24 protein-coding genes are annotated in these 20,118 nt (G+C 67.2%); 19 read left to right on the top strand and 5 right to left on the bottom strand.

Annotated elements, in window-relative coordinates:
- Nucleotides 1-1,449 (bottom strand): calcium-binding protein, encoded by a 1,449-nt coding sequence (locus ATO11_RS05585; RefSeq protein WP_134643071.1) that lies wholly within the window; start codon nucleotides 1,447-1,449, stop codon nucleotides 1-3.
- Nucleotides 1,450-1,642: 193 nt separating this feature from the next.
- On the opposite strand from ATO11_RS05585, the gene ATO11_RS05580 reads away from it, so the two are divergent.
- The 5 genes from ATO11_RS05580 (at nucleotide 1,643) to ATO11_RS05560 (ending at nucleotide 4,968) form a co-directional block, all read left to right on the top strand.
- The gene (locus ATO11_RS05580) at nucleotides 1,643-2,167 is read left to right on the top strand and encodes a DUF1643 domain-containing protein (protein WP_050529840.1); all 525 of its coding nucleotides are present in this window, start codon (nucleotides 1,643-1,645) and stop codon (nucleotides 2,165-2,167) included.
- A complete protein-coding gene (locus ATO11_RS05575) occupies nucleotides 2,160-2,444 on the top strand; it encodes a DUF5665 domain-containing protein (protein ID WP_242601361.1) in 285 nt (94 codons plus the stop codon). The genes ATO11_RS05580 and ATO11_RS05575 overlap by 8 nt, the downstream gene beginning before the upstream one ends.
- A 147-nt stretch (nucleotides 2,445-2,591) precedes the next feature.
- Entirely contained in the window at nucleotides 2,592-3,695 is a 1,104-nt protein-coding gene (locus ATO11_RS05570; RefSeq protein ID WP_050529839.1) for a calcium-binding protein, read from the top strand.
- Nucleotides 3,696-3,848: 153 nt separating this feature from the next.
- Nucleotides 3,849-4,118 (top strand): 30S ribosomal protein S15, encoded by a 270-nt coding sequence (rpsO, locus tag ATO11_RS05565; protein WP_050529838.1) that lies wholly within the window; start codon nucleotides 3,849-3,851, stop codon nucleotides 4,116-4,118.
- 133 nt (nucleotides 4,119-4,251) lie between these two features.
- Nucleotides 4,252-4,968 (top strand): sterol desaturase family protein, encoded by a 717-nt coding sequence (locus ATO11_RS05560; protein WP_050530047.1) that lies wholly within the window; start codon nucleotides 4,252-4,254, stop codon nucleotides 4,966-4,968.
- 172 nt (nucleotides 4,969-5,140) lie between these two features.
- Here the strand turns inward: ATO11_RS05560 and ATO11_RS05555 are convergent, their stop codons facing one another.
- Nucleotides 5,141-6,199 (bottom strand): TauD/TfdA family dioxygenase, encoded by a 1,059-nt coding sequence (locus ATO11_RS05555; protein ID WP_207382941.1) that lies wholly within the window; start codon nucleotides 6,197-6,199, stop codon nucleotides 5,141-5,143.
- 215 nt (nucleotides 6,200-6,414) lie between these two features.
- Here ATO11_RS05555 and pnp point away from each other — a divergent pair, with 215 nt between their 5' ends.
- The gene (gene pnp, locus ATO11_RS05550; RefSeq protein ID WP_050530046.1) at nucleotides 6,415-8,547 is read left to right on the top strand and encodes a polyribonucleotide nucleotidyltransferase; all 2,133 of its coding nucleotides are present in this window, start codon (nucleotides 6,415-6,417) and stop codon (nucleotides 8,545-8,547) included.
- Between the two features lie 354 nt (nucleotides 8,548-8,901).
- Here the strand turns inward: pnp and ATO11_RS05545 are convergent, their stop codons facing one another.
- Together ATO11_RS05545 and ATO11_RS05540 are read right to left on the bottom strand one after the other, a co-directional pair.
- Nucleotides 8,902-9,231 (bottom strand): hypothetical protein, encoded by a 330-nt coding sequence (locus tag ATO11_RS05545; protein WP_050529836.1) that lies wholly within the window; start codon nucleotides 9,229-9,231, stop codon nucleotides 8,902-8,904.
- Nucleotides 9,232-9,327: 96 nt separating this feature from the next.
- Nucleotides 9,328-9,648, bottom strand: a complete 321-nt coding sequence (locus ATO11_RS05540) for a DUF4242 domain-containing protein (RefSeq protein ID WP_242601360.1) — start codon at nucleotides 9,646-9,648, stop codon at nucleotides 9,328-9,330.
- Nucleotides 9,649-9,734: 86 nt separating this feature from the next.
- Here ATO11_RS05540 and ATO11_RS05535 point away from each other — a divergent pair, with 86 nt between their 5' ends.
- From ATO11_RS05535 to ATO11_RS05510, 8 genes are all read left to right on the top strand, one after another.
- A complete protein-coding gene (locus tag ATO11_RS05535; protein ID WP_050529835.1) occupies nucleotides 9,735-10,640 on the top strand; it encodes a LysR family transcriptional regulator in 906 nt (301 codons plus the stop codon).
- A gap of 165 nt (nucleotides 10,641-10,805) precedes the next feature.
- Nucleotides 10,806-11,459 (top strand): hypothetical protein, encoded by a 654-nt coding sequence (locus ATO11_RS05530; protein ID WP_050529834.1) that lies wholly within the window; start codon nucleotides 10,806-10,808, stop codon nucleotides 11,457-11,459.
- 121 nt (nucleotides 11,460-11,580) lie between these two features.
- Complete coding sequence (locus ATO11_RS05525) at nucleotides 11,581-12,129, top strand: thioredoxin family protein (protein WP_050530044.1); 549 nt, start codon at nucleotides 11,581-11,583, stop codon at nucleotides 12,127-12,129.
- 5 nt (nucleotides 12,130-12,134) lie between these two features.
- Nucleotides 12,135-12,299 (top strand): ATP-binding cassette domain-containing protein, encoded by a 165-nt coding sequence (locus ATO11_RS22375; RefSeq protein ID WP_242601359.1) that lies wholly within the window; start codon nucleotides 12,135-12,137, stop codon nucleotides 12,297-12,299.
- Between the two features lie 87 nt (nucleotides 12,300-12,386).
- Nucleotides 12,387-12,614 carry a hypothetical protein gene (locus ATO11_RS22485; protein WP_278044284.1) on the top strand — a complete coding sequence of 76 codons (228 nt, stop codon included), beginning with the start codon at nucleotides 12,387-12,389 and terminating at the stop codon, nucleotides 12,612-12,614.
- Nucleotides 12,515-12,796 (top strand): ATP-binding cassette domain-containing protein, encoded by a 282-nt coding sequence (locus tag ATO11_RS22480; RefSeq protein ID WP_423212702.1) that lies wholly within the window; start codon nucleotides 12,515-12,517, stop codon nucleotides 12,794-12,796. The genes ATO11_RS22485 and ATO11_RS22480 overlap by 100 nt, the downstream gene beginning before the upstream one ends.
- A complete protein-coding gene (locus ATO11_RS05515; protein ID WP_050529833.1) occupies nucleotides 12,789-14,102 on the top strand; it encodes an FtsX-like permease family protein in 1,314 nt (437 codons plus the stop codon). Before ATO11_RS22480 ends, ATO11_RS05515 begins: the two co-directional genes overlap by 8 nt.
- 131 nt (nucleotides 14,103-14,233) lie before the next feature.
- A complete protein-coding gene (locus tag ATO11_RS05510) occupies nucleotides 14,234-14,806 on the top strand; it encodes a L,D-transpeptidase (protein ID WP_050529832.1) in 573 nt (190 codons plus the stop codon).
- A gap of 112 nt (nucleotides 14,807-14,918) precedes the next feature.
- Here ATO11_RS05510 and ATO11_RS05505 read toward each other — a convergent pair whose 3' ends face one another.
- Complete coding sequence (locus ATO11_RS05505; protein WP_050529831.1) at nucleotides 14,919-15,572, bottom strand: peroxiredoxin; 654 nt, start codon at nucleotides 15,570-15,572, stop codon at nucleotides 14,919-14,921.
- A 95-nt stretch (nucleotides 15,573-15,667) separates the two neighbouring features.
- Here ATO11_RS05505 and ATO11_RS05500 point away from each other — a divergent pair, with 95 nt between their 5' ends.
- The 5 genes from ATO11_RS05500 (at nucleotide 15,668) to ATO11_RS05480 (ending at nucleotide 20,066) form a co-directional block, all read left to right on the top strand.
- Nucleotides 15,668-17,098 carry an aldehyde dehydrogenase family protein gene (locus ATO11_RS05500; RefSeq protein WP_050529830.1) on the top strand — a complete coding sequence of 477 codons (1,431 nt, stop codon included), beginning with the start codon at nucleotides 15,668-15,670 and terminating at the stop codon, nucleotides 17,096-17,098.
- Nucleotides 17,099-18,307, top strand: a complete 1,209-nt coding sequence (locus ATO11_RS05495; protein ID WP_050529829.1) for a 3-deoxy-D-manno-octulosonic acid transferase — start codon at nucleotides 17,099-17,101, stop codon at nucleotides 18,305-18,307. It begins immediately after the preceding gene.
- A gap of 143 nt (nucleotides 18,308-18,450) precedes the next feature.
- Nucleotides 18,451-18,909, top strand: a complete 459-nt coding sequence (locus ATO11_RS05490; RefSeq protein ID WP_050529828.1) for an NUDIX hydrolase — start codon at nucleotides 18,451-18,453, stop codon at nucleotides 18,907-18,909.
- Between the two features lie 66 nt (nucleotides 18,910-18,975).
- Entirely contained in the window at nucleotides 18,976-19,425 is a 450-nt protein-coding gene (locus tag ATO11_RS05485) for a DUF1178 family protein (protein ID WP_050529827.1), read from the top strand.
- The gene (locus ATO11_RS05480) at nucleotides 19,425-20,066 is read left to right on the top strand and encodes an SDR family NAD(P)-dependent oxidoreductase (RefSeq protein WP_050529826.1); all 642 of its coding nucleotides are present in this window, start codon (nucleotides 19,425-19,427) and stop codon (nucleotides 20,064-20,066) included. The genes ATO11_RS05485 and ATO11_RS05480 overlap by 1 nt, the downstream gene beginning before the upstream one ends.
- The last annotated feature ends 52 nt before the right edge of the window (nucleotides 20,067-20,118 follow it).

Raw genomic sequence — 20,118 nt, 5'->3', positions numbered from 1 at the left:
TCAGGCCGTTTCAACCAGCGTGATCCCGGTCGTGTCGGTGATCGTGCCGGCCGCGATGATGTATTCCTGACCATCGACAAGGATGCGCGTCCCCGCCGTGCCATCCTGCAGCGACGCCACTTCGAACGTCACGGCATTGGTCGCGCCCGCGGGCACCTCAAGGATCAGCATGTCCTCCGCCGGGTCGAAATCCTCGACCTCCAGCGACTGGGCACGCTCGATCCGCAGCGTGTCGGCCCCATCGCCCAACGACATGGTCACGCCCGACGACAGGTCATCGACGAGGATCAGGTCATCCCCGTCCCCGCCCGATACGAACGCGTCTTCCAGCGCGAAGGAGATCGTGTCGTCGCCCGTGCCGCCATCGACCGTGGACCCGAGGTTGAAGTTGGTCCCCAACGCCTCGGCCATGATCAGGTCATCGCCCGCGCCGCCCATCAGGGTGACCGCGTCATCTGCGCCCGCGTCGATCTCGTCATTGCCCGCGCCGCCATCGACGACAAGGTCAAGGCCGAAGACCTGCACCGAGTCGGCGCCATCGCCCGCATCCACGACGTATCCCGCGCGCTGGTCGATGGTGAAATCGGCATTGGTGCCGTTGGCGGTCAGCATGTCGTCGCCCGGTCCCAGCGTCACGTCGGCCCGGTGCACCGCCAGTGACACGCGGTCATCGCCCGCGCCCGCATCCACCGTGGTGACGAGGCCGCGCCCGCTCAGTTCAAGGACATCGTCGCCAGCCGTACCCACAAGCGAACCGACAAACGAGATGTCATCCCCCGTGAGAACCGAATCCACGTCGCCGAACCGGTTCTGCAACTCCACTTCCAGCGCGTCGATCGGCGGGGGCGCGTCAAGGCCCACAAGCGTCACGAGGTCGGCCACCGTAGCGCCACCACCAAGGGAACTGCCGGGCTCGAACACTTCCTGCAGGACCACGCCTTCGCCCCGCACGTCCCATTGCAGCACCGGTGTCCTGACCGGCGGATCGTCATCCGATGTCAGCGACACGATCCGCAGCGTATCCTCGTCCGGGTCGAAATCGGAGATCCGCGCATCGGCCACCGACGACCCGTAACCGGAGAAGACGGTGAACGTGTCCGCGCCCTCTCCACCGATCGCCTGGTTCTCGGGCGCGACGTTCAGCACGTCGTCGCCACCGCGCCCGATCAGCACGTCCGCGTCCTCGAAATTGCCCTGCAGCGTGTCGTCGCCTTCGCCGCCGACCAGCCGGTCGTCCTCTTCAAAGTCGCCCAGCAGGTCGAGGTTCATGACCATGGTGTCGTCGCCGCCACCGCCGACCATCGTGTCATCGCCACCGTCACCGCCGTCGCCACCATCGCCGCCGCCACTGCCACCGCCGCCGCCACCGCTGTCGTCTTCATCGAACGCGCCGAAAACCCAGCCCCAGAATGCCAGGTTAAGCAATCCCCCAAGGATCAATGCCGCCATGATCACACCCTCCAGTTGCTTCCATGACGCCGGATCGGATTGCAAAAATCAAACAATTCCGGTGATTTGGCGTGATTCTCCGGGCGATTGTCCATGGTCCCGAAACACTCGGACCCGACCGCGCGATTGTCACCGGGCAGGAAACGCCCGGACGACTTGCCTTCCCCACCCCTGTCGGGCCAAGACTGCGCCCATGCCCGTGACCCGTACCCACCAGAAGGGCGATGCCGCCTCCATCGCCGTCTACTCGCCCTGCGAACGCTACCGCTATGCGCTGACCCGCGTGTGGGACCCGGACGGGCGGCGGGTGGCCTTCGTCATGCTCAACCCCTCCACCGCGACCGAAGTGCAGAACGATCCGACCGTGGAACGCTGCGAGCGGCGGGCGCGGGCGCTGGGGTTCGGTGCCTTCCGCGTGGTGAACATCTTCGCGTGGCGCGACACCGACCCCCGCGCCATGCGCGCCGCCGCCGATCCCGTTGGTCCCGGCAACGATGCCGCCATCCGCGAGGCCTGCGACTGGGCGGACGAGGTCGTGGCCGCGTGGGGCACCCACGGCGCGCACCTCGGCCGTGGCCCGGCGGTGCAGGCGCTGCTGCGCGACTGCGCCACGCCGGTCTCGCATCTCGGGCTCAGCAAGGACGGGCATCCGAAACACCCGCTCTACATCGCCTATGCAACCCGACCGCAACCTTGGGCGTTCACGCCAGATGACTGAACAGACACCCCCTCCCGAATACGATCCGGCCGATGTCCGGCGGCTGGCGAATGCCGCGGAAAGCCTGCTGCAACACCGGTACATCCGCCTGCATGACAAGCCCGCGAAGATGCTGGCCTACCAGTTCGCGCGCGGCCTCGCCTTCGGTCTCGGCACCGTGCTGGGCGGCGGCCTGCTGGTGTCGGCCCTCGTGCTGGTACTCTCGCAGGTCGAGGTCATCCCGATCATCGGCGACTGGGCGACCCGCCTGATCGACGAGATCCAGACCTCACCCTGACACCCCCCTCGCGCGCCTTTCGTCGTTAAGGATGGTTAACCATCGGCCGTGATGAGCCTTGCCGGAAAGCGCCCTCGCCCGCATCATGCAGGTGGGGGCGTATGTTTGAGGCAAGCCATGTTTTTTCTGGCAGCAATCCTGGGTGCAATGACACTCGGCAGCCTGGTGCTCGTGGGCGAAGAAGACGGCAGCGACGAACCCGACATGAAGGACGGGACCGATGCCGATGATATCCAGCAAATCGGAACGACCGGGTTCGAGGACAGCGGCGTCCCCGACGACATCCTGACCTTCGTCGATCCGCCCGAGGACCCAGACGAGTCCGCGGTCACCCCGGCCGCACCCGACCCCGACGATGCCGGCGTGGACGACCTTGTGCCACCCCCCGCATCACCCCTGCCCGCCGATGCCGCGCCGGCAGCGGCACCGCAATCCATGTCATGGACGGAAGGCTCAGACGACGGCGACATCCTGTCGGGCTCTGACGTCGGCGACACGATGCTGGGGCATGGCGGGCTCGACCAGATGAACGGCTATGGCGGGGACGACCTGCTGCTGGGCGGCGATGGCGGCGATTACATGTTCGGGGGCGAGGGCAACGACGCGCTCGACGGCGAGGCAGGCAATGACAGCATGACAGGCGATGCCGGGGACGACACGGTCTTCGGCGGCGACGGCGACGACACGGTGCTGGGGGCCATCGGCGACGACGTGCTCGACGGTGGCGATGGCGCGGATTCGCTGATGGGCGGTGGCGGGCTGGACGCGCTGTCGGGCGGCGCGGGCGACGACGCGCTGCACGGGGGCGAAGATGCCGACACCCTGCGCGGCGGCGCGGGGCTCGATGCGCTTTTCGGCGGCCACGGCGACGACCTTGTCATCGGGTCCGACGATGCCGGGCTCGACTACCTCAACGGCGGGCGCGGCGACGACGTGATCGCCGCCGGCGCGTTCGACATCGTGTCGGGCGGCGACGGGGCCGACACGATGATCCTCGGCCACTGGGCCGCGGGCACCGGCGCGATCGAGGTCATGGATTTCGAACCGGGCGTCGACACGCTTGTCCTCGGCTACGACGACAGCGGCGATGGCACCGATCCCGACGTGTCGGTGATCCCCGGCGCCGACGGCTCCGGCACGGTCGAGGTGCAGATCGACGGGCAGACCGTGGCGGTCGTGCACGGTGCACCCGATCTCACCGCCGGCGACATCGCGCTGGTCGGTGCCTCCGCCCTGCCCTCTGCCGCCTGACATCCCCGCCTTTTCGCTTTACAAGCCCCGGCGGGATGCCTTAGAGGCCCCCAATGCGCCGCCCCGAACCGGGCGGCGTGTTCATTCTCCACGGGCCTGTGCTGGACGACATCCCGGCCTGCGCCATCACCTTCAACCTGCAAGGAGACCCCGATGTCGATCACTGCCGAAGAAAAAGCCCGCGTGATGAAGGAATATGCCACCAAGGACGGCGACACCGGTTCGCCGGAAGTCCAGGTGGCCATCCTGACCTCGCGCATCTCGACCCTGACCGAGCACTTCAAGACCCACAAGAAGGACAACCACTCCCGCCGTGGCCTCCTGAAGCTCGTCGCGCAGCGCCGCAAGCTGCTCGACTACCTCAAGGGCAAGGAAGAAGCGCGCTACCAGGACCTCATCCAGCGTCTGGGCCTGCGCCGCTAAGCGCTCAAAAGCGTTACAGGATCGAAAGCCGCGCCCACCAGCGCGGCTTTTTGCATTACGTGGACCTCACGCCGCGTCAGGTTTGACCCGGACCCTTCCCCGCGTCATTCTTGCCCGATCAGGAGGAATGACCATGATCCCGACCCTGCGCGTACTGATGCACATGGGCAGCCTGCAACGGCTGGTGCCCTTCTTCGTCCTCGGCCTCGCCCTCGCCATCTGGTTCTGGGCGTGGTGGATGCCGCTGGTCGTGGCCTTCGGCGTGGTCATGCAGTTCTTCGTCGAATACGGCATGCACCGCTTCCTTCTGCACCGCAAACCCCCGACCGAGCAAAGCCCGTTCAACGCGCTTTACCGCTCCCATATCGGCCATCACGAGTTTCCCGCCGATCCCGAATTCTTCACCGGCGACGATCACTGGTACCCGGTGCGGTTCGGCCTGAAATCCATCGCCCTGCAGGCGCTGGTGCTGTGGCCCTTTGTCGGCTGGCAACTGGCGCTGGTGATCCCGTCGGTCGCGGTGTTCGTCGGATCAGTCGGGGCCTTCGCGTTCTACGAATACTGCCACACGCTGGCGCATCTGAACGTGCCCAAGGGCTGGTTTGGCCGCCGGGTGACGCAAAGCCACCTGCGCCATCATTTCAACGACCATTCGGCGACCTTCCACGTCAGCTTTGGCATGGGCTGGATCGACCGGCTGTTCGGCACGACCTATGACCGCGACACCGCCAAGGACCGGTACAACGCCGAAACCATCCTCTCGATGGGCATGGACCCCGAGGATTTGCGCCTCGTGACCGCGCGCAAGGCCTATGGCATCGACAAGATGCCCCGCGCCCGCAAAGCCTGAGCTGCGCATCGACGGGCCGCGGTGCGTCGATCCGACGGCCTCGCTATCGCGCTTTATGCCCGCAAACCCGCGCGCTGCCTCAGCGGTGCACCAAGACCAGCCAGATCGACGTGCCGTGGGGGCGGCCCGTCGATGCGCGGCGGCCTGCGGCCTTGATTCCGCGCCACACGGCTCAGCCCTGCGGATCGATCGGCGCGTGCAGCCGGGTGGCGGGCGTGATGATCCCGCCCCGGTCCCCCACCGTGATCGACCCGTAACGTTCGGCAAAGACCGGCGGCAGCGCGCGGTCGCCGTCGACCGTCAGCCATAACCGAAGCAGATGCCGCCGCCGCGCCCGTTCCGGCCAGTCAAGAAACCCCGTCCGGTCATGCAACTGCCCGTGATTGTGCACGAACTGCATGTCACCGGGCGCCAGCCGCATCCGAAGATGCAAAGCGGGATCGTTGGCCAGCGTGTCGAACAGGTCCAGCGCCTCGACATGCGCGGGCGTCAGCCGGAACGCACCCTCGAACCGCTGCGCGCTGTCGATGTATTGCCGCTGGTAGAACACCGTCAGCTTGCCCCCGAACCACGACAAGGGCGGGATCGACATCCAAGGCTCCATCCCCTCCGGCACCTCCCCGCGCCGATCCGTCGCGATGGGATCGAACAGCAGCGCCAGCAGATCGGGCCGTGCCTCCCGCATCCGGTTGTAGATCGTCTCGACACTCACCAGCAGGCTGTCACCGCCCTCCTTCGCCTCCTGCAGGCACAACAGGCCGACCACGTCCGCGCTGTCGGTGTGAAAGGTCTGCCGGGCCGAGGTCTGGTAGATGCGGCTGTTGGGATCGTCCGGGTCCGCCCCCAGATCGCGCACATGGCCCAGGATATGCCCCGCCGCGTTCTGCGACCGTGCGCGGCCCAGATGCGCCCCGATCCCGCAATAGATCGTCGCCGCCATCCGCTGGTCGTACCATTCGACCGGCAGCCCGCGCATCACCTCGAACCCGCACCCGTTCAGCAGCTTGTCCGACACCTCCTTTAGATGCCCGGCAAAGCGCGGCAGCGGAAAGGCCTCCGCCTTGATCTCCCCGATATCGCGACCCGTCCCGGCAAAGGCGCGCGCGGCAGCCTCAAGTTCGGCCACCTCACCTGCCGTCAGGTCATGCAACCACGCCTCGCGCCGCTCCGCCATGTCGGCCCCGACCCAGGCCGATGGCCCCTCGAACCGCTCCGGCATCTTCTCCAGCATCCGCATCTCCCGCGCGCGCCCCGTATTCCGCCACCTTGGCCCATCCCGCCTGCCAAGGCTTTCCAATTCCGTCAAACTCCTGTAAGCGCCCCGCATCTGAGACGTAACGCACCGGTCCCGGCGTTAGGCAAAGGACAGGGACCGGCGGCAATGGGGCCGCCATTTCAATGGAAGACCCGAGACCGCTCGGGAGTGCTTCCAAACAGGATGACATGATGTTCAACGTAGTCAAAAAATCCATGCAGTGGGGCGATGAAGAGCTCACACTGGAAACAGGCAAGGTCGCACGCCAGGCGGACGGCTCGGTGATCGCGACGCTGGGCGAAACCCGCGTGATGGCCAACGTCACCTTCGCCAAGGCACCGAAGGAAGGACAAAGCTTCTTCCCGCTCACCGTGCACTACCAGGAAAAATACTATGCCGCGGGCAAGATCCCCGGCGGCTTCTTCAAGCGCGAGGCGCGCCCGACCGAGAAAGAGACGCTGACCGCGCGCCTGATCGACCGGCCGATCCGCCCGCTCTTCGTCGACGGGTTCAAGAACGAAGTGCTGGTGATGTGCACCGTTCTGTCGCACGATCTGGTCAACGACCCCGACATCGTCGCGATGATCGCGGCCTCCGCCGCGCTGACCATCTCGGGCGCGCCCTTCATGGGCCCGATCGCCGGTTGCCGCGTCGGGTTCGAGGATGGTGAATACGTCCTCAACCCCACCGTCGACGACATGCAGGACCTGCGCCTGAACCCCGACCAGCGCCTCGACCTCGTGGTCGCGGGCACCAAGGACGCGGTGATGATGGTCGAATCCGAAGCTTACGAGCTGACCGAGGCGGAAATGCTCGGCGCCGTGACCTTCGCGCACGAACAGATCCAGCCGGTGATCGACCTGATCATCGACCTGGCCGAGGAAAGCGCCAAGGAACCGTTCGAATTCGCCGCACCCGATTACGCCGACCTCTACGAGGCGGTGAAGAAGGCAGGCGACAAGGACATGCGCACCGCCTTCGCGATCCGCGACAAGCAGGAACGCACCGCCGCCGTCGCCGCCGCCCGCGCCTCGATCATCGAAGCACTGTCGGAAGACGAGCAGGCGGACCCGAACCTCGGTTCGGCGCTGAAGAAACTCGAAGCGGGCATCCTGCGCGGTGACGTGGTCAAGACCGGCACCCGGATCGACGGCCGCAAGACCGACGAGATCCGCGAGATCGTCTGCGAAACGGGCCTTTTGCCCCGGACCCACGGTTCGGCGCTCTTCACCCGTGGTGAGACGCAGGGCCTCGTCGTGACGACGCTGGGCACCGGCGACGATGAACAGTTCATCGACGCGCTGCACGGCAACTTCAAATCGAACTTCCTGCTGCACTACAACTTCCCGCCCTACTCGGTCGGTGAAGCAGGCCGCGTGGGCCCTCCGGGTCGCCGCGAAATCGGCCACGGCAAACTGGCATGGCGCGCGCTGCAAGCCGTCCTGCCCGCCGCGACCGACTTCCCCTACACCATCCGCCTCGTGTCCGAGATCACCGAATCCAACGGCTCGTCCTCGATGGCATCGGTCTGCGGTGGCTCTCTGTCGATGATGGATGCGGGCGTGCCGCTGAAGAACGCAGTCGCCGGTGTGGCCATGGGCCTGATCCTCGAAGATGACGGCTCCTACGCGATCCTGTCGGATATCCTCGGTGACGAAGACCACCTTGGAGACATGGACTTCAAGGTCGCGGGGACCGAGAACGGCATCACCTCGCTGCAGATGGACATCAAGGTCGCAGGCATCACGCCCGAGATCATGGAGAAGGCCCTCGCGCAGGCGAAAGACGGCCGGATGCATATCCTCGGCGAGATGAACAAGGCGCTGTCGGAAACCAACGAGTTCTCGATCCACGCCCCGCGTATCGAGACGATGAACATCCCCACCGACAAGATCCGCGAAGTGATCGGGTCGGGCGGCAAGGTCATCCGCGAAATCGTCGAAGTGTCGGGCGCCAAGGTCGACATCAACGACGACGGCGTCATCAAGATCGCCTCGCCCGACGGCGAAGCCATCAAGAAGGCGTACGAGATGATCCACTCGATCGTCGCCGAACCCGAGGAAGGCAAGATCTATGACGGTAAGGTCGTCAAGATCGTCGACTTCGGCGCCTTCGTGAACTTCTTCGGCAAACGTGACGGCCTCGTGCACGTCAGCCAAATCGAAAACCGCCGCCTGAACCACCCGTCCGACGTCCTCAAGGAAGGTCAGGACGTGAAGGTCAAGCTGCTGGGCTTCGACGACCGCGGCAAGGTCCGCCTGTCGATGAAAGTCGTCGACCAGGAAACCGGCGAAGAAATCAAGAAAGAGGAACCGGCGGACTAACCACCGCCCCACTTTTCAACATCAGACGCCGCCCTTCGAGGCGGCGTTTTTTGTTGGAGGGGGGCGGGTTTGAGTCCTGAGTGCCCGCCGAACTCATCGCTCCTGCGCGGAATCAAGGCCGAAGGCCGCCGCGCATCGCCGACGCGCCCCCACGCGGCGGCGATATGGCTGCGGTTTGCGCAAAGCTCTAATCAAATTCGGATTTGGCAAGGATAAAGCGCGCAGTCTCAGCGTCGGATCGCCCCCGCGCGCGTCGGCAATGCGCTGCTATGCACCCCGCCGATTCAACGGCAGAAATGTCCGCAAAGCGCTCACACCAGCCACAAAACCCTCACCCAACCCGCAACCACCCCCTCAGGAAACCGGCCGCCGCTTCGGACACTCGATCGGCACGAACAGGAACCTGACCCGGAGCGTGTTCGTCAGCGCGTGGACCCGCGACGCGTCCATGTCGGGCGTGGCCGCGCTGGTGGTGCACAGGTGAAAGCCGGGATCGTTGGACAGGATGATCCTCGGATCGCCGTGGCTGATTTGGGTCTTCAGGCTGCGGATGTAATATCCGTCCGGGTTCGCCACCACGTCGTCGGCTCCGACAGCCTCGGTGACATGCCCGTCTCCGCACAGCGTGTCGGTACGGCTGTCTGCAAAAACCGGCGTGGCGGCAGCCACGGCGATAGCGGTCATAGCCAAGGCTATTTTCATGGTCTTTCTCCAATGTATTGAATGATATGCGTGTGCGCCGCCCTGCAATGACGGGCGGCTATGCGGCCCCGGCCCGGATCAGTCGTTGCCGGTCAGCGGGTCGATGACGTGCTGGACTTCCGTGATCGAATCCACCGGGAACCCCGACTTCTCCGCATGCGCGCGAATGTCCAACTCGCTTTCGGCAAGGTAGACGCAGAAGGTCTTGTTGCCCGCGACGTAGGAATGTTCCCACTGCACGCCATTCATTTCCGCAAGCGCCGTGTTCGAGGCACGCGCGGCCGAGCACAGCTCGGTATCCGAAAAATCCCCGATACCGGGAATTCCGCGTTCGATGACAAATCGTTTCAGCATGATCGGCTCCTGCTTGATCGGCTCCTGCTTGGTCCGTGAAACCATCCTGCCGACACCGCGCCGAATCTCCTAACTAAATATTCTTTGCATGACTAAAGAAAACCTTTAGTTTTTCGCAAAAAGGGCTCGTCATGGTCGCCTCCCATCTTCGCTCGCTTCAGGCGCTGGAACTTGCCGTGCGCACGGGGTCTTTCAACGCGGCTGCCGACGCCCTGTCGATCACCCCCGCCGCACTGGGCCAACGCATCCGCACGCTCGAGGAATTCCTGGACACCGAACTGATCGTGCGGGGCAGGAAGGGCACACGGCCCACGCTCGAGCTCGAAGCGGTTCTGTCCGACCTGCAAACCGCCTTCCAGGCGCTCGACCGGGTGACCGAGGCGATGAGTTTCCAGAAAGCGTCCGCCATTCACATCGTGGCCGATCTGGACTTGGCCGAACACTGGCTCGCCCCGCGTCTGCCGGCGTTCCGCGCGGCCTATCCGAACATCCAGTTCTGCATCAACGGCATCGGCGATGTGCCCTCCAAGGTCGGATCGCCCGACATCCGCATCGAACGCGGGGCCGAGGCCAAGGGCGAGGTGCTGATCGACGACTACTTCGTGCCCGTGACCGCACCCTCCAACCTGTGGCGCGTCGGGCGGCACGACAAGACGGCGGCAATGGAGGGCGTGTCCCTGCTTCACGTCAAACCCCGCGCCAAGCAGCCGGACTGGGCCGCGTGGTCGGTGGCATACGGCCAGCGCAAAACCGGGCTGACCCGCGGTCAGAAGTACCGCAACACGCGACTGGCACTCGACGCAACGCGCAACGCGGTCGGTTTCATGCTCTGCGGCGTGTCGCTGATCGAGGATGATCTGCGGCAGGAGAACCTGGTCCTGCCGTTTCCGGGCGACATGGGCCTGCCCGCGACCTTGCCCTACCGCCTCTGGACGCGGCACCCGCAAACGATCCGCCCGCAGCTTCAGAAATTCCTCGACTGGGTGCGGGATGAAGGACGCGCCACGCAAGCCTTCATCGAACGCCTCGCAAGGTGACCAGGCACCTTGCCCTCGCCTCGCCCGCCCCAAACCGGTCTTTTTCCCGAACGGAAACAATCACCCCGCAGCACGACCGCATTGCTGCCACGTTTGCAGGTTAGCCCGTCGTTAAGACCGGTCGGCCCTTGGCGGATCGGGGAAGCTGCCGGGGATGCATTTGGAATGATGGCCGACCTCCTTGTCGACGCCTTGCGATCGGTTCACCTGATCGGGCTGGCGCTTGGGTTCGGCCTTGCCATGTTCGCCGATGCGACTGCCTTCCGCACGATCCTCAGACCCATCACCGCCGCCGACCTCGAACGCCTGCACAACCTGCACACCGCGATCCTGATCGGGCTGGGCGTGCTGTGGGCCAGCGGCCTCGGGCTTCTTTATGCGCGCACCGGGTTCGACCTGTCGGCCTTCGCGCCCAAGCTCTTCGTCAAGCTGGGCGTGGTGATCCTGCTCACGCTGAACGCGCTGACGATCGGGTCGGTGGCGATGCCGATGTTCGTGCGCGGCGTCGGCCGGACCTTCGGCGAATTGCCGTCCCGCGCGCGGCTGACGCTGGGCGGCGTGGCGGGGCTGTCGGCAGCCTGCTGGATCAGCGGCCTCGCGCTTGGCGTCTTCTCGTTCATGCGCACGCTCGACCTTGGCGCGGCCCTGTCGATCACCGGGGCGATCTACGCGCTCTGCGTCGCTGGCGGGCTGGCGGCGGCCTGCCTTGCGCCCTTCGTGCGCCACGGCCTGTTGCCCAAACTGGCCCAACCCGCGCCCGAACCGCGTGCGCCACGGATGCGCAACGGGTTCGACCGCGACGCCTTTCTCTATCCCTGACAGCATCGGCTGACCGGCACGTCCCGGCCCAAACGTGATCCTCCGGCCCCGCCGCGCGCTTGCGCCCGCGCCGCGCACTGACCACAGTGGCAGGATCATCCGCCGCCCGGAGCCCGCGCCCATGCTTCTCGACACGCCAATCTGCGATTTCGGCCAGCCCGCGCCCGACTTCCGCCTCGCCACACCGGACGGGACGGTTCACACGCTGTCGCAGCACCTTGGCGACAAGGGCCTGCTGGTCGCGTTCATCTGCAACCACTGCCCCTACGTGAAGGCCATCGCCGACCGGCTGGCACAGGACGCCGCGACCCTGCTCGACGAAGGGATCGGCGTGGTCGCGATCATGTCGAACGACTACCGCGCCTACCCCGCCGACGCCCCGCCACAGATGCAGGCCTTCGCCCGGCGCCACGGCTTTCCCTTCCCCTACCTCGTGGACGAGGATCAATCCGTGGGCCGCGCCTACGGCGCCGTCTGCACGCCCGACTTCTTCGGCTACAACGCCGCCGGGGGCCTGCAATATCGCGGGCGGCTCGACAGCCTCGGCCCCTCCTCCGGGCCGGACCGCGATCCCGAATTGCTTACCGCGATGCGCCAGATCGCGGCCACCGGCGAAGGCCCGCGCGACCAGACACCGTCGATGGGCTGCTCGATCAAGTGGCGCGACTGACCGGCATGGACCTCGACGTTGCGGACCTGTCCATCGCTACGCCGCGCGGGCGTTTGCTGGCGCAGGTGCCGCGCCTCGTCGTGCCGTCGGGGACCACGGTGGGGCTTGCCGGTCCGTCGGGCGCGGGCAAATCCACGCTCCTCTTCGCGCTCGCGGGCCTCCTGCCGTAGGCCACGGGCCACGTCCGCTGGGCCGGGACCGACCTGGTCGCGCTGTCCGGCCCCGCGCGCCGCCGCTTTGCCGCGCAGAGCTTCGGCATGGTCTTCCAGGACTTCCTGCTCTTCGACGAACTGGGAGCCGCCGACAATGCCGCTGCCAGCGCCATGTTCCGCCCCCGCCGCGACCGCGCGGCTGTGCGGCAGGCCGCCGAACACCACCTCGCCGCATTTGGCCTTGCGGACCTGTCCCGCCCCGTCGCCTCCTTTTCGGGGGCGAGCGCCAGCGTGTCGCCGTCGCCCGCGCACTGGCCGCCGATCCGCCCGTGATCCTCGCGGATGAGCCCACCGCCAGCCTCGACCGCGCCGCCGCCGACCGCCTGATCGACGACCTCGTGACCGCCGCGCGGGCGGGCGGGCGCACCCTCGTCTGCGTCAGCCACGACACTGCCCTGCTCGACCGGATGGACCGGGTCCTGACCATGACGGACGGAGTGATGGCCGATGGGTGATCTCTGGCACGGCCTGCCCGCCACCGCGCAGGACGCGCTGACGCTTGCGGCGCTGCTGGCGCTGCCTGTGCTGATCGCGCTGGTCCTGCTGCGCGGTTTCGCGCCATGGCCCCTGATCCGCGCGCTGTTGTGGCGGTTCCGCTGGGCCAACGCGCTCTGCCTCGCGCTGATCGCGGTCTCCATAGGGATGGGCGTCGGCGTCATCACGCAGGAACGCGGCCTGCGCGACGGCTCCGCCAGCGCCGCAGACAAGTTCGACATCGTGATCACTGCGCCGGGATCCGAAACGACGATGATGCTCGCCACCGTCTACCTCCAGATCACCGACGCGCCGCTCCTCGACGGCGCCACCTATGCCGAGGTCGCCGAACACCCCCGCGTCCGCCTCGCCGCGCCGCTGGCCTATGGCGACACTTTCGACGGCGCGCCCATCGTCGGCACCACCGCCGCGTTCGTCGACCACCTGGCCGAGGGCCGGATCGAGGGCGCGCACTGGTCCGGCGCGTTCGACGCGATCGCGGGCGCGCGCGTGCCGCTCTCCATCGGTGCCACCTTCTCCCCCGCCCACGGCACCGGCGACGGGGCCGACGACGACGCACACGACGACACCTACACCATCGTGGGCCGCATGGCCCCGACAGGCTCCCCCTGGGATCACGCGATCCTCGTCCCGGTCGAGGCGGTGTGGCGCACCCATGGCCTTGCCGACGGCCACGCGCCCGAGAACGAGGGCCAGCTCGGCCCGCCCTTCGACGCGCGTTTCTTTCCCGGCACCCCGGCCATCGTGGTCGTGCCCGTCAGCCTCGGGGCCGCCTACCAGGTCCGCCAGGCCTTCACGCGCGAGAAGGAGACGATGGCCTTCTTTCCCGGCGCCGTCCTGTCAGAGCTTTACCGCCTGATGGGGGATGTCCGGCGGGCCATGTCGCTCCTCGCGCTGGTCACGCAGGCGCTGGTCGCGGCCAGCGTGCTGCTGTCGCTCTTCATCCTTACCCGGCTCTTTGCCCGCCAGACGGCGGTGCTGCGGGCGCTCGGCGCGCCCGACCGCTTCGTGCTGGCAACGGTGTGGAGCTATGCCATGGCGCTACTGCTGTCGGGCGCGGTCCTCGGCCTCGGCTTCGGGCAGGGCGCGGCCCTGCTCCTGTCGCGACTCATCGCCGCGCGGACTGACCTCGCGATCCCCGCGCGACTCGGCTGGACCGAACTGCACCTCGCCGCCGGGTTCGTGGCGCTGGCCTCGGTCCTCGCCCTCCTGCCCGCGCTCGCCACCCTGCGCCGCCCCGTCGTCGACAGCCTGCGCGGGTCCTGACACGGGCGCGGGCGGCAAATTTGGCGCAGTCGCGCCACATTTTCCCCCGCTCACGAACTTGTCACTCCCTTCGCGCGTTGGCACAACCGACACTGACAGGACATTTCCGCGAAAGAGGAGGGCGCACTGCCATGCTGACCCGTCGCACCTTTCTGACCACCGCCGCTGCCTCCGCGGCCCTGCCCATGCCGGCCCGCGCGAATTACGTCGTGCCCGAAGCCCACATGCCCCGCATCGTGCCCATCCGCGCCTCGTTCGCGCCCTACGAGCTGCATGTCGATCCCGGCCAGTTCGCGCTCTACTGGACGCTGCCGGGCCAGACCGCCATCCGCTACGTCGTGCGCGTCGGTCGCGGCGACCTCTACGAGGCGGGCGAATTCACCATCGGCGCCAAGAAGGAATGGCCCAGCTGGACGCCGACCCCCGAAATGATCGAGCGTGAGCCCGAGAAGTACAAGCAATACGAGGACGGGATGCCCGGCGGCCCGGAAAACCCGCTTGGCGCGCGGGCGCTCTACCTGTTCCAGCCGGGCCGGGGCGACACGTTCCTGCGCATCCACGGCACACCCCAACCCTGGACGATGGGCCGGGCCGTGTCGAACGGCTGCGTCGGCCTCGTGAACGCGCATATCGAGCACCTGTACAATCGCGTGCCCATGGGCACCCGCGTCGTGCTCTACCCCAAACCCGCAGGCCTGGGCTAAGGACAGGCGACCGCAACCGGGCGCCGTCCACCGGGTAGGATGGGTGATTTCACCCATCCCGGCCCGTCGCTTGCAGGCGTAGGTCGGGTGATCTCACCCGACCCCCTTCGCATCACTCGGGCAGCTTCGTCATCCGCAGGTAAGGCAGCTTGGCGTCGTACTTGCCGAACTTGGCCTTCGCGTCCTCGTTCGACACCGACGGCGGGATCACCACGTCCTGGCCCAGTTCCCAGTTGGCGGGGGTCGCCACGCCGTGCTTGGCCGCCGTCTGCAGCGCGTCGAGCGCGCGCAGGATCTCGCCGAAGTTCCGGCCGATCGTCATCGGGTAGGTCATCGACAGCTTCAACTGCTTGTCCGGCCCGATGATGAACACCGACCGCACCGTCGCGCTGTCATTGGGCGTGCGCCCGTCCGGCATGTAGGCCTCGGCCGGCAGCATGTCGAAGGCCTTCGACACTTCCAGCCCGTCATCCGCGATGATCGGGAACCCCGCGGTCGCGCCGGAATACCCCTCGATATCGCCCTTCCACTTCTTGTGATCCTCGACCCCGTCGACGCTCACGCCGATTACCTTGGTGCCGCGCTTGGCCCATTCCTCGGCCAGTTGCGCCACCGCGCCGAATTCCGTGGTGCAGACCGGCGTGAAATCCTTCGGGTGCGAGAACAGGATCGCCCAGCTGTCGCCGATCCACTCGTGGAACTGGATGGGGCCCTGGTCCGTCTCGACCTTCAGGTTCGGGACAACGTCGTTGATACGTAATGCCATGCTCAATCTCCTGATGCATTCGGCAAGCGTTGCCGCTTGCCCTGCCCTCACAGGTAGGGCAAGGCTGGCGTGGTTAAAAGAGGAGCCTGCCCCCAATGCGCGACATCCGGACCTTCTACATCAACGGCGAATGGGTCTCTCCCGCCGCCGCGAACGATCTCGAAGTGATCAACCCGTCCACCGAAGAGCCCTGCGCCGTCATCTCGCTGGGTGACCAGGCCGATACCGACGCCGCCGTCGCCGCCGCCCGCGCCGCGTTCGAGCCGTGGATGCTGACGCCGCTCGCCACGCGCCGCGACCTGATCGCCAGTATCCTCGAAGTCTACAAGGCCCGCGCCGAAGACATGGCCGAGGCGATCAGCCTCGAGATGGGCGCGCCCATCGACATGGCCCGCACCCAGCAGGTCGGTGCCGGGTCCTGGCATATCGACGGCTTCCTCAAGGCGCTCGACACCTTCCAGTTCGAACGCGATTTCACCGCCACCGAAAAGACGCTCTATGAACCGATCGGCGTCGTCGGCATGATCACGCCCTGGAACTGGCCGATGAACCAGATCGCGCTCAAGGCGATCCCGGCGATCGCGGTCGGCTGCACGACGATCCTGAAACCGTCGGAAATCGCGCCACTGTCGGGCCACCTCTTTGCCGAGATCGTGCACGAGGCGGGCGCGCCCGCGGGCGTCTTCAACCTCGTCAACGGCGACGGGCCGGGGGTCGGCTCGCAACTGTCGGCACACCCCGACGTCGACATGATCTCGTTCACCGGCTCGACCCGCGCGGGCAAGCTGATCTCGAAATCCGCCGCCGATACGCTGAAACGCGTCAGCCTCGAACTGGGCGGCAAGGGCGCGAACATCGTCTTCGACGACGCCGATGGTGACGCCATCAAGCGCGGCGTGATCCGCTGCATGAACAACACCGGCCAGTCCTGCAACGCGCCAACGCGGATGCTGGTGCAGGAAGACCGCTACGCGCAGGCGGTGGACGAAGCCGTCGCCATGGCCAACAAGATCGCCACCGGCCCCGCCGCCGAGGGCGGGAAGCATATCGGCCCGGTCGTCAGCGAAACCCAGTGGAACAAGATCCAGGGCCTGATCCAGGCCGGCATCGACGAAGGCGCGCGGCTGGTCGCGGGCGGCCCCGGCCGCCCCGAGGGCACCAACCGCGGCTATTTCGTGCGCCCCACCATCTTTGCCGACGTCACCAACGACATGACCATCGCGCGCGAAGAGATTTTCGGCCCGGTCCTCGCCATGATGCCGTTCAAGGACGAAGAACAGGCCATCGCCATCGCCAACGACACGCCCTACGGCCTGACCAACTACATCCAGTCGCAGGACACCGACCGCATCCGCCGCGTCGCGCGCCGCCTGCGCTCGGGCATGGTGGCCGCGAATGGCGGGACGTTCGCGCAGGGCTCGCCCTTCGGCGGCTACAAGGCGTCGGGCAATGGCCGCGAAGGCGGCGTCTGGGGCCTTGAAGAGTTCTGCGAGGTCAAGGCAGTCGCCGGCTGGGCCGCGGAATAGGTGCTTGCCTACCGCGCGCTTCTGACACTCGCATGGCCCGGCTTCGCGATCCTCTTCGCCATCCGGGCCCTGCGCGGGCAGGAGACATGGCGCGATTGGGCCGAACGCCTCGGGTTCGCCGGGAACGGCGTGCCCGGCGGGCTCTGGGTGCACGGCGCCTCGAACGGTGAGCTTGCCTCGGCCCGCCCGATCCTTGCGGCCCTCACCACCCGCCATCCCGACCTGCCGCTCTGCATCACCTGCAACACGCTGACTGCGCGCGACATGGTCGACGGGTGGGCGCTGCCGCGCACAACCGCGCGCCTCGCGCCGCTCGACACCCGCTGGGCCGCGCTGGATGCGCGGGCCCACCTGACGCTTGAATCCGAACTCTGGCCCAACCGCATCCGCCGCCATCCCACCATCGCCCTCGGTGCCCGCCTGACGGCGCGCACGGCGCGCGGCTGGTCGCGGATACCGGGGCTCGCCCCTGCCGTCTTCCCCCGCCTCAGGGGCGTGATCCCGCAGGACGCGGCCTCTGCCACCCGCTTCGCCGACCTTGGTGTGCCCGCCGCCGACATCGCCGCGCCCGTGCAGCTGAAGTCGCTCTACCTGCCGCCCGACCGCGACCTGCCGCCCGACCTCGCCGCCCTGCCTTACGCGCGGACGTGGCTCGCCGCCTCCACCCATGCAGGCGAAGAGGACACGGTGCTCGACGCGCATCTCGCGCGGCTCTCCGAGGATCCCGACACCGTCCTGATCCTCGCCCCCCGCCATCCCGCCCGCGCCGACGAGGTCGCGGCCCTGATCGCCGCGCGCGGACTTGCCGCGCACCGCCGCAGCACCGGCGCCACGCCACCCGGCACCCGCCTTTTGCTGGCCGACACGATGGGAGAGATGGACCTCTTCTACCGCGCTTCCCACGCGACCTTCATCGGAGGCACCCTGACCGATCGCGGCGGCCACACACCGTTCGAACCCGCCGCCCACGGCTCGGCCATCCTGCACGGCCCCGACACCGCCAACTTCACCGACGCCTTCGCCGCTCTCGGCCCAGATGCGGCCATCCCGGTGACCGATGCCGCCTCCCTCGCCGCCGGGCTTGCGCGCCTCTCCGATCCCTCTGCCGCCACCGAACAAGCCGCCCGCGCCTCGCAGGCACTTGCCGCGACCGCCTCTGCCGACGCCGTGCTTACATTTCTCGAAACCCGGCTGGGGCTGGAAACCTGACCGCGCATCCGGCCCGAACCGGGGGTTTTACGGCACGTTCCCCGCAACTTTCCCGCGAACCCCTTTAAAATCACGGCAAATTTCTGTATTGTGGATATCTCAAAACAAGAACACTCCACGAGGCGGAGCCCGCGCGGCCAAACATGAAGCAACTGCCCCTGACACTGCGTGCCGCGCACAAGTCCGACATCCGGACCCAGATCTGCGCCCTGTGCTACAGGGTGGAACAGGGCAAGACGCGCGTGCTCCTCGTGACCAGCCGCCAGACACGGCGCTGGATCCTGCCCAAGGGGTGGCCCATCGACGGCCTCACGCCCGCGCAAACGGCGGCGACCGAGGCCTGGGAAGAAGCCGGCGTACGCGGCAAGGCCATGGACCAGCGCATCGGCCTGATCTCGTACCTGAAGGACAGCGACTCTCCGAACGAACTGCCCTGCATCGGGCTGGTCTACCCGGTGAAGGTCAAGAAGATCGCCTCGATCTTCCCCGAGCGCAAGGAACGCCAGCGCAAGTGGCTCAGCCCGAAAAAGGCCGCCGCACGGGTGAACGCCCCCGATCTGGCCGCGCTGCTGCGCAGCTTCGATCCCGCGCGCCTGCGCTGAACCGCACACTTGCGCTCGGACACAACGCGCATACATTTGCGCGACCGACGAAAGGTGCGCCCGCGCATGATCCGCTTCACGCTCAAATGCGACAACGACCACGAATTCGAAAGCTGGTTCGCCTCGTCCGCGGCCTATGACACCCTGCGCGCGAGCGGGCACGTCGCCTGCGCCATCTGCGGGTCCTCGCAGGTCGACAAGGCGCTGATGGCCCCCCGCATCGCACCCGAAGGCGACGACGCGCCCACGCAACCCCCTGCACCAGAACGGGAAAAGCCCCTCTCCGCCCCTGCATCGCCCGCCGAACAGGCGCTCCGCGCGATGCGCGAACACGTCGAGAAGACCTCCGACTACGTTGGCACCCGCTTCGCGTCCGAAGCGCGCGCGATGCATGACGGCACCGCCCCCGAACGCTCGATCTATGGCGAGGCGCGGCCCGACGAGGCCCGCAAGCTGATCGAGGACGGCGTGCCCGTCGCGCCCCTCCCCTTCCGCCCGAACCGGAAATCGAACTGATGCAGGTCCTTGTCACCGGCGCCAATCGCGGCATCGGCGCGGCGCTGGTCACCGAATTGTCTGCGCGCGGACACTCCGTCATCGGCACCTCCCGCGATGGCCGCGCCGGTTTCCCGCTCGACGTGACCGATGCCGCGCAGATCGCCGCGCTGGCCGATCACCTGCGCGACCGCCCGCTCGACCTGCTGGTGTGCAACGCGGGCGTCTACCTCGACCGGCACGAAAACCTCGACGACGGCTACGCCCCCGATCTCTGGGCCCGCACCTTCGCCACCAACGTCACCGGCGTCTTTTCCACCGTGCAGGCGGCCCTGCCCGCTCTGCGCTCTGCCGGTGGCAAGATCGCGATCATCTCCAGCCAGATGGGATCAAGCGAACGCGCGCGTGGCGGCGCCTACATCTACCGCGCCTCCAAGGCCGCGGTCACCAATCTGGGCCGCAACCTCGCCACCGACCTCGCGGGCGAAGGCATCGCGGTGGGCATCTACCACCCCGGCTGGGTGCGCACCGACATGGGCAGCTCCGCCGCCGACATCTCGGTCGAACAAAGCGCCACCGGCCTCGCCACCCGCTTCGACGCCCTGTCCATGGACACCACCGGCTGCTTCGAATTCTACGACGGCCGGGCGTGCCCGTTTTAAGGGAAGGTGGGGAATACCGGACCTGCCTAGTTATTCATCACGTGAAATGATG

The sequence above is a fragment of the Pseudaestuariivita atlantica genome (genome assembly GCF_001205715.1).
Lineage (GTDB): Bacteria > Pseudomonadota > Alphaproteobacteria > Rhodobacterales > Rhodobacteraceae > Pseudaestuariivita > Pseudaestuariivita atlantica.
Note: the sequence above shows the minus strand (reverse complement) of the source record. Positions and strands in the feature narration are given on the sequence as shown.

Coding starts and splice junctions, on each gene's coding strand:
- ATO11_RS05585 (WP_134643071.1), bottom strand. CDS start 1,449: ATGGCGGCATTGATCCTTGGGGGATTGCTTAACCTGGCATTCTGGGGC.
- ATO11_RS05580 (WP_050529840.1), top strand. CDS start 1,643: ATGCCCGTGACCCGTACCCACCAGAAGGGCGATGCCGCCTCCATCGCC.
- ATO11_RS05575 (WP_242601361.1), top strand. CDS start 2,160: ATGACTGAACAGACACCCCCTCCCGAATACGATCCGGCCGATGTCCGG.
- ATO11_RS05570 (WP_050529839.1), top strand. CDS start 2,592: ATGACACTCGGCAGCCTGGTGCTCGTGGGCGAAGAAGACGGCAGCGAC.
- rpsO (WP_050529838.1), top strand. CDS start 3,849: ATGTCGATCACTGCCGAAGAAAAAGCCCGCGTGATGAAGGAATATGCC.
- ATO11_RS05560 (WP_050530047.1), top strand. CDS start 4,252: ATGATCCCGACCCTGCGCGTACTGATGCACATGGGCAGCCTGCAACGG.
- ATO11_RS05555 (WP_207382941.1), bottom strand. CDS start 6,199: ATGCTGGAGAAGATGCCGGAGCGGTTCGAGGGGCCATCGGCCTGGGTC.
- pnp (WP_050530046.1), top strand. CDS start 6,415: ATGTTCAACGTAGTCAAAAAATCCATGCAGTGGGGCGATGAAGAGCTC.
- ATO11_RS05545 (WP_050529836.1), bottom strand. CDS start 9,231: ATGACCGCTATCGCCGTGGCTGCCGCCACGCCGGTTTTTGCAGACAGC.
- ATO11_RS05540 (WP_242601360.1), bottom strand. CDS start 9,648: ATGGTTTCACGGACCAAGCAGGAGCCGATCAAGCAGGAGCCGATCATG.
- ATO11_RS05535 (WP_050529835.1), top strand. CDS start 9,735: ATGGTCGCCTCCCATCTTCGCTCGCTTCAGGCGCTGGAACTTGCCGTG.
- ATO11_RS05530 (WP_050529834.1), top strand. CDS start 10,806: ATGATGGCCGACCTCCTTGTCGACGCCTTGCGATCGGTTCACCTGATC.
- ATO11_RS05525 (WP_050530044.1), top strand. CDS start 11,581: ATGCTTCTCGACACGCCAATCTGCGATTTCGGCCAGCCCGCGCCCGAC.
- ATO11_RS22375 (WP_242601359.1), top strand. CDS start 12,135: ATGGACCTCGACGTTGCGGACCTGTCCATCGCTACGCCGCGCGGGCGT.
- ATO11_RS22485 (WP_278044284.1), top strand. CDS start 12,387: ATGGTCTTCCAGGACTTCCTGCTCTTCGACGAACTGGGAGCCGCCGAC.
- ATO11_RS05515 (WP_050529833.1), top strand. CDS start 12,789: ATGGGTGATCTCTGGCACGGCCTGCCCGCCACCGCGCAGGACGCGCTG.
- ATO11_RS05510 (WP_050529832.1), top strand. CDS start 14,234: ATGCTGACCCGTCGCACCTTTCTGACCACCGCCGCTGCCTCCGCGGCC.
- ATO11_RS05505 (WP_050529831.1), bottom strand. CDS start 15,572: ATGGCATTACGTATCAACGACGTTGTCCCGAACCTGAAGGTCGAGACG.
- ATO11_RS05500 (WP_050529830.1), top strand. CDS start 15,668: ATGCGCGACATCCGGACCTTCTACATCAACGGCGAATGGGTCTCTCCC.
- ATO11_RS05490 (WP_050529828.1), top strand. CDS start 18,451: ATGAAGCAACTGCCCCTGACACTGCGTGCCGCGCACAAGTCCGACATC.
- ATO11_RS05485 (WP_050529827.1), top strand. CDS start 18,976: ATGATCCGCTTCACGCTCAAATGCGACAACGACCACGAATTCGAAAGC.
- ATO11_RS05480 (WP_050529826.1), top strand. CDS start 19,425: ATGCAGGTCCTTGTCACCGGCGCCAATCGCGGCATCGGCGCGGCGCTG.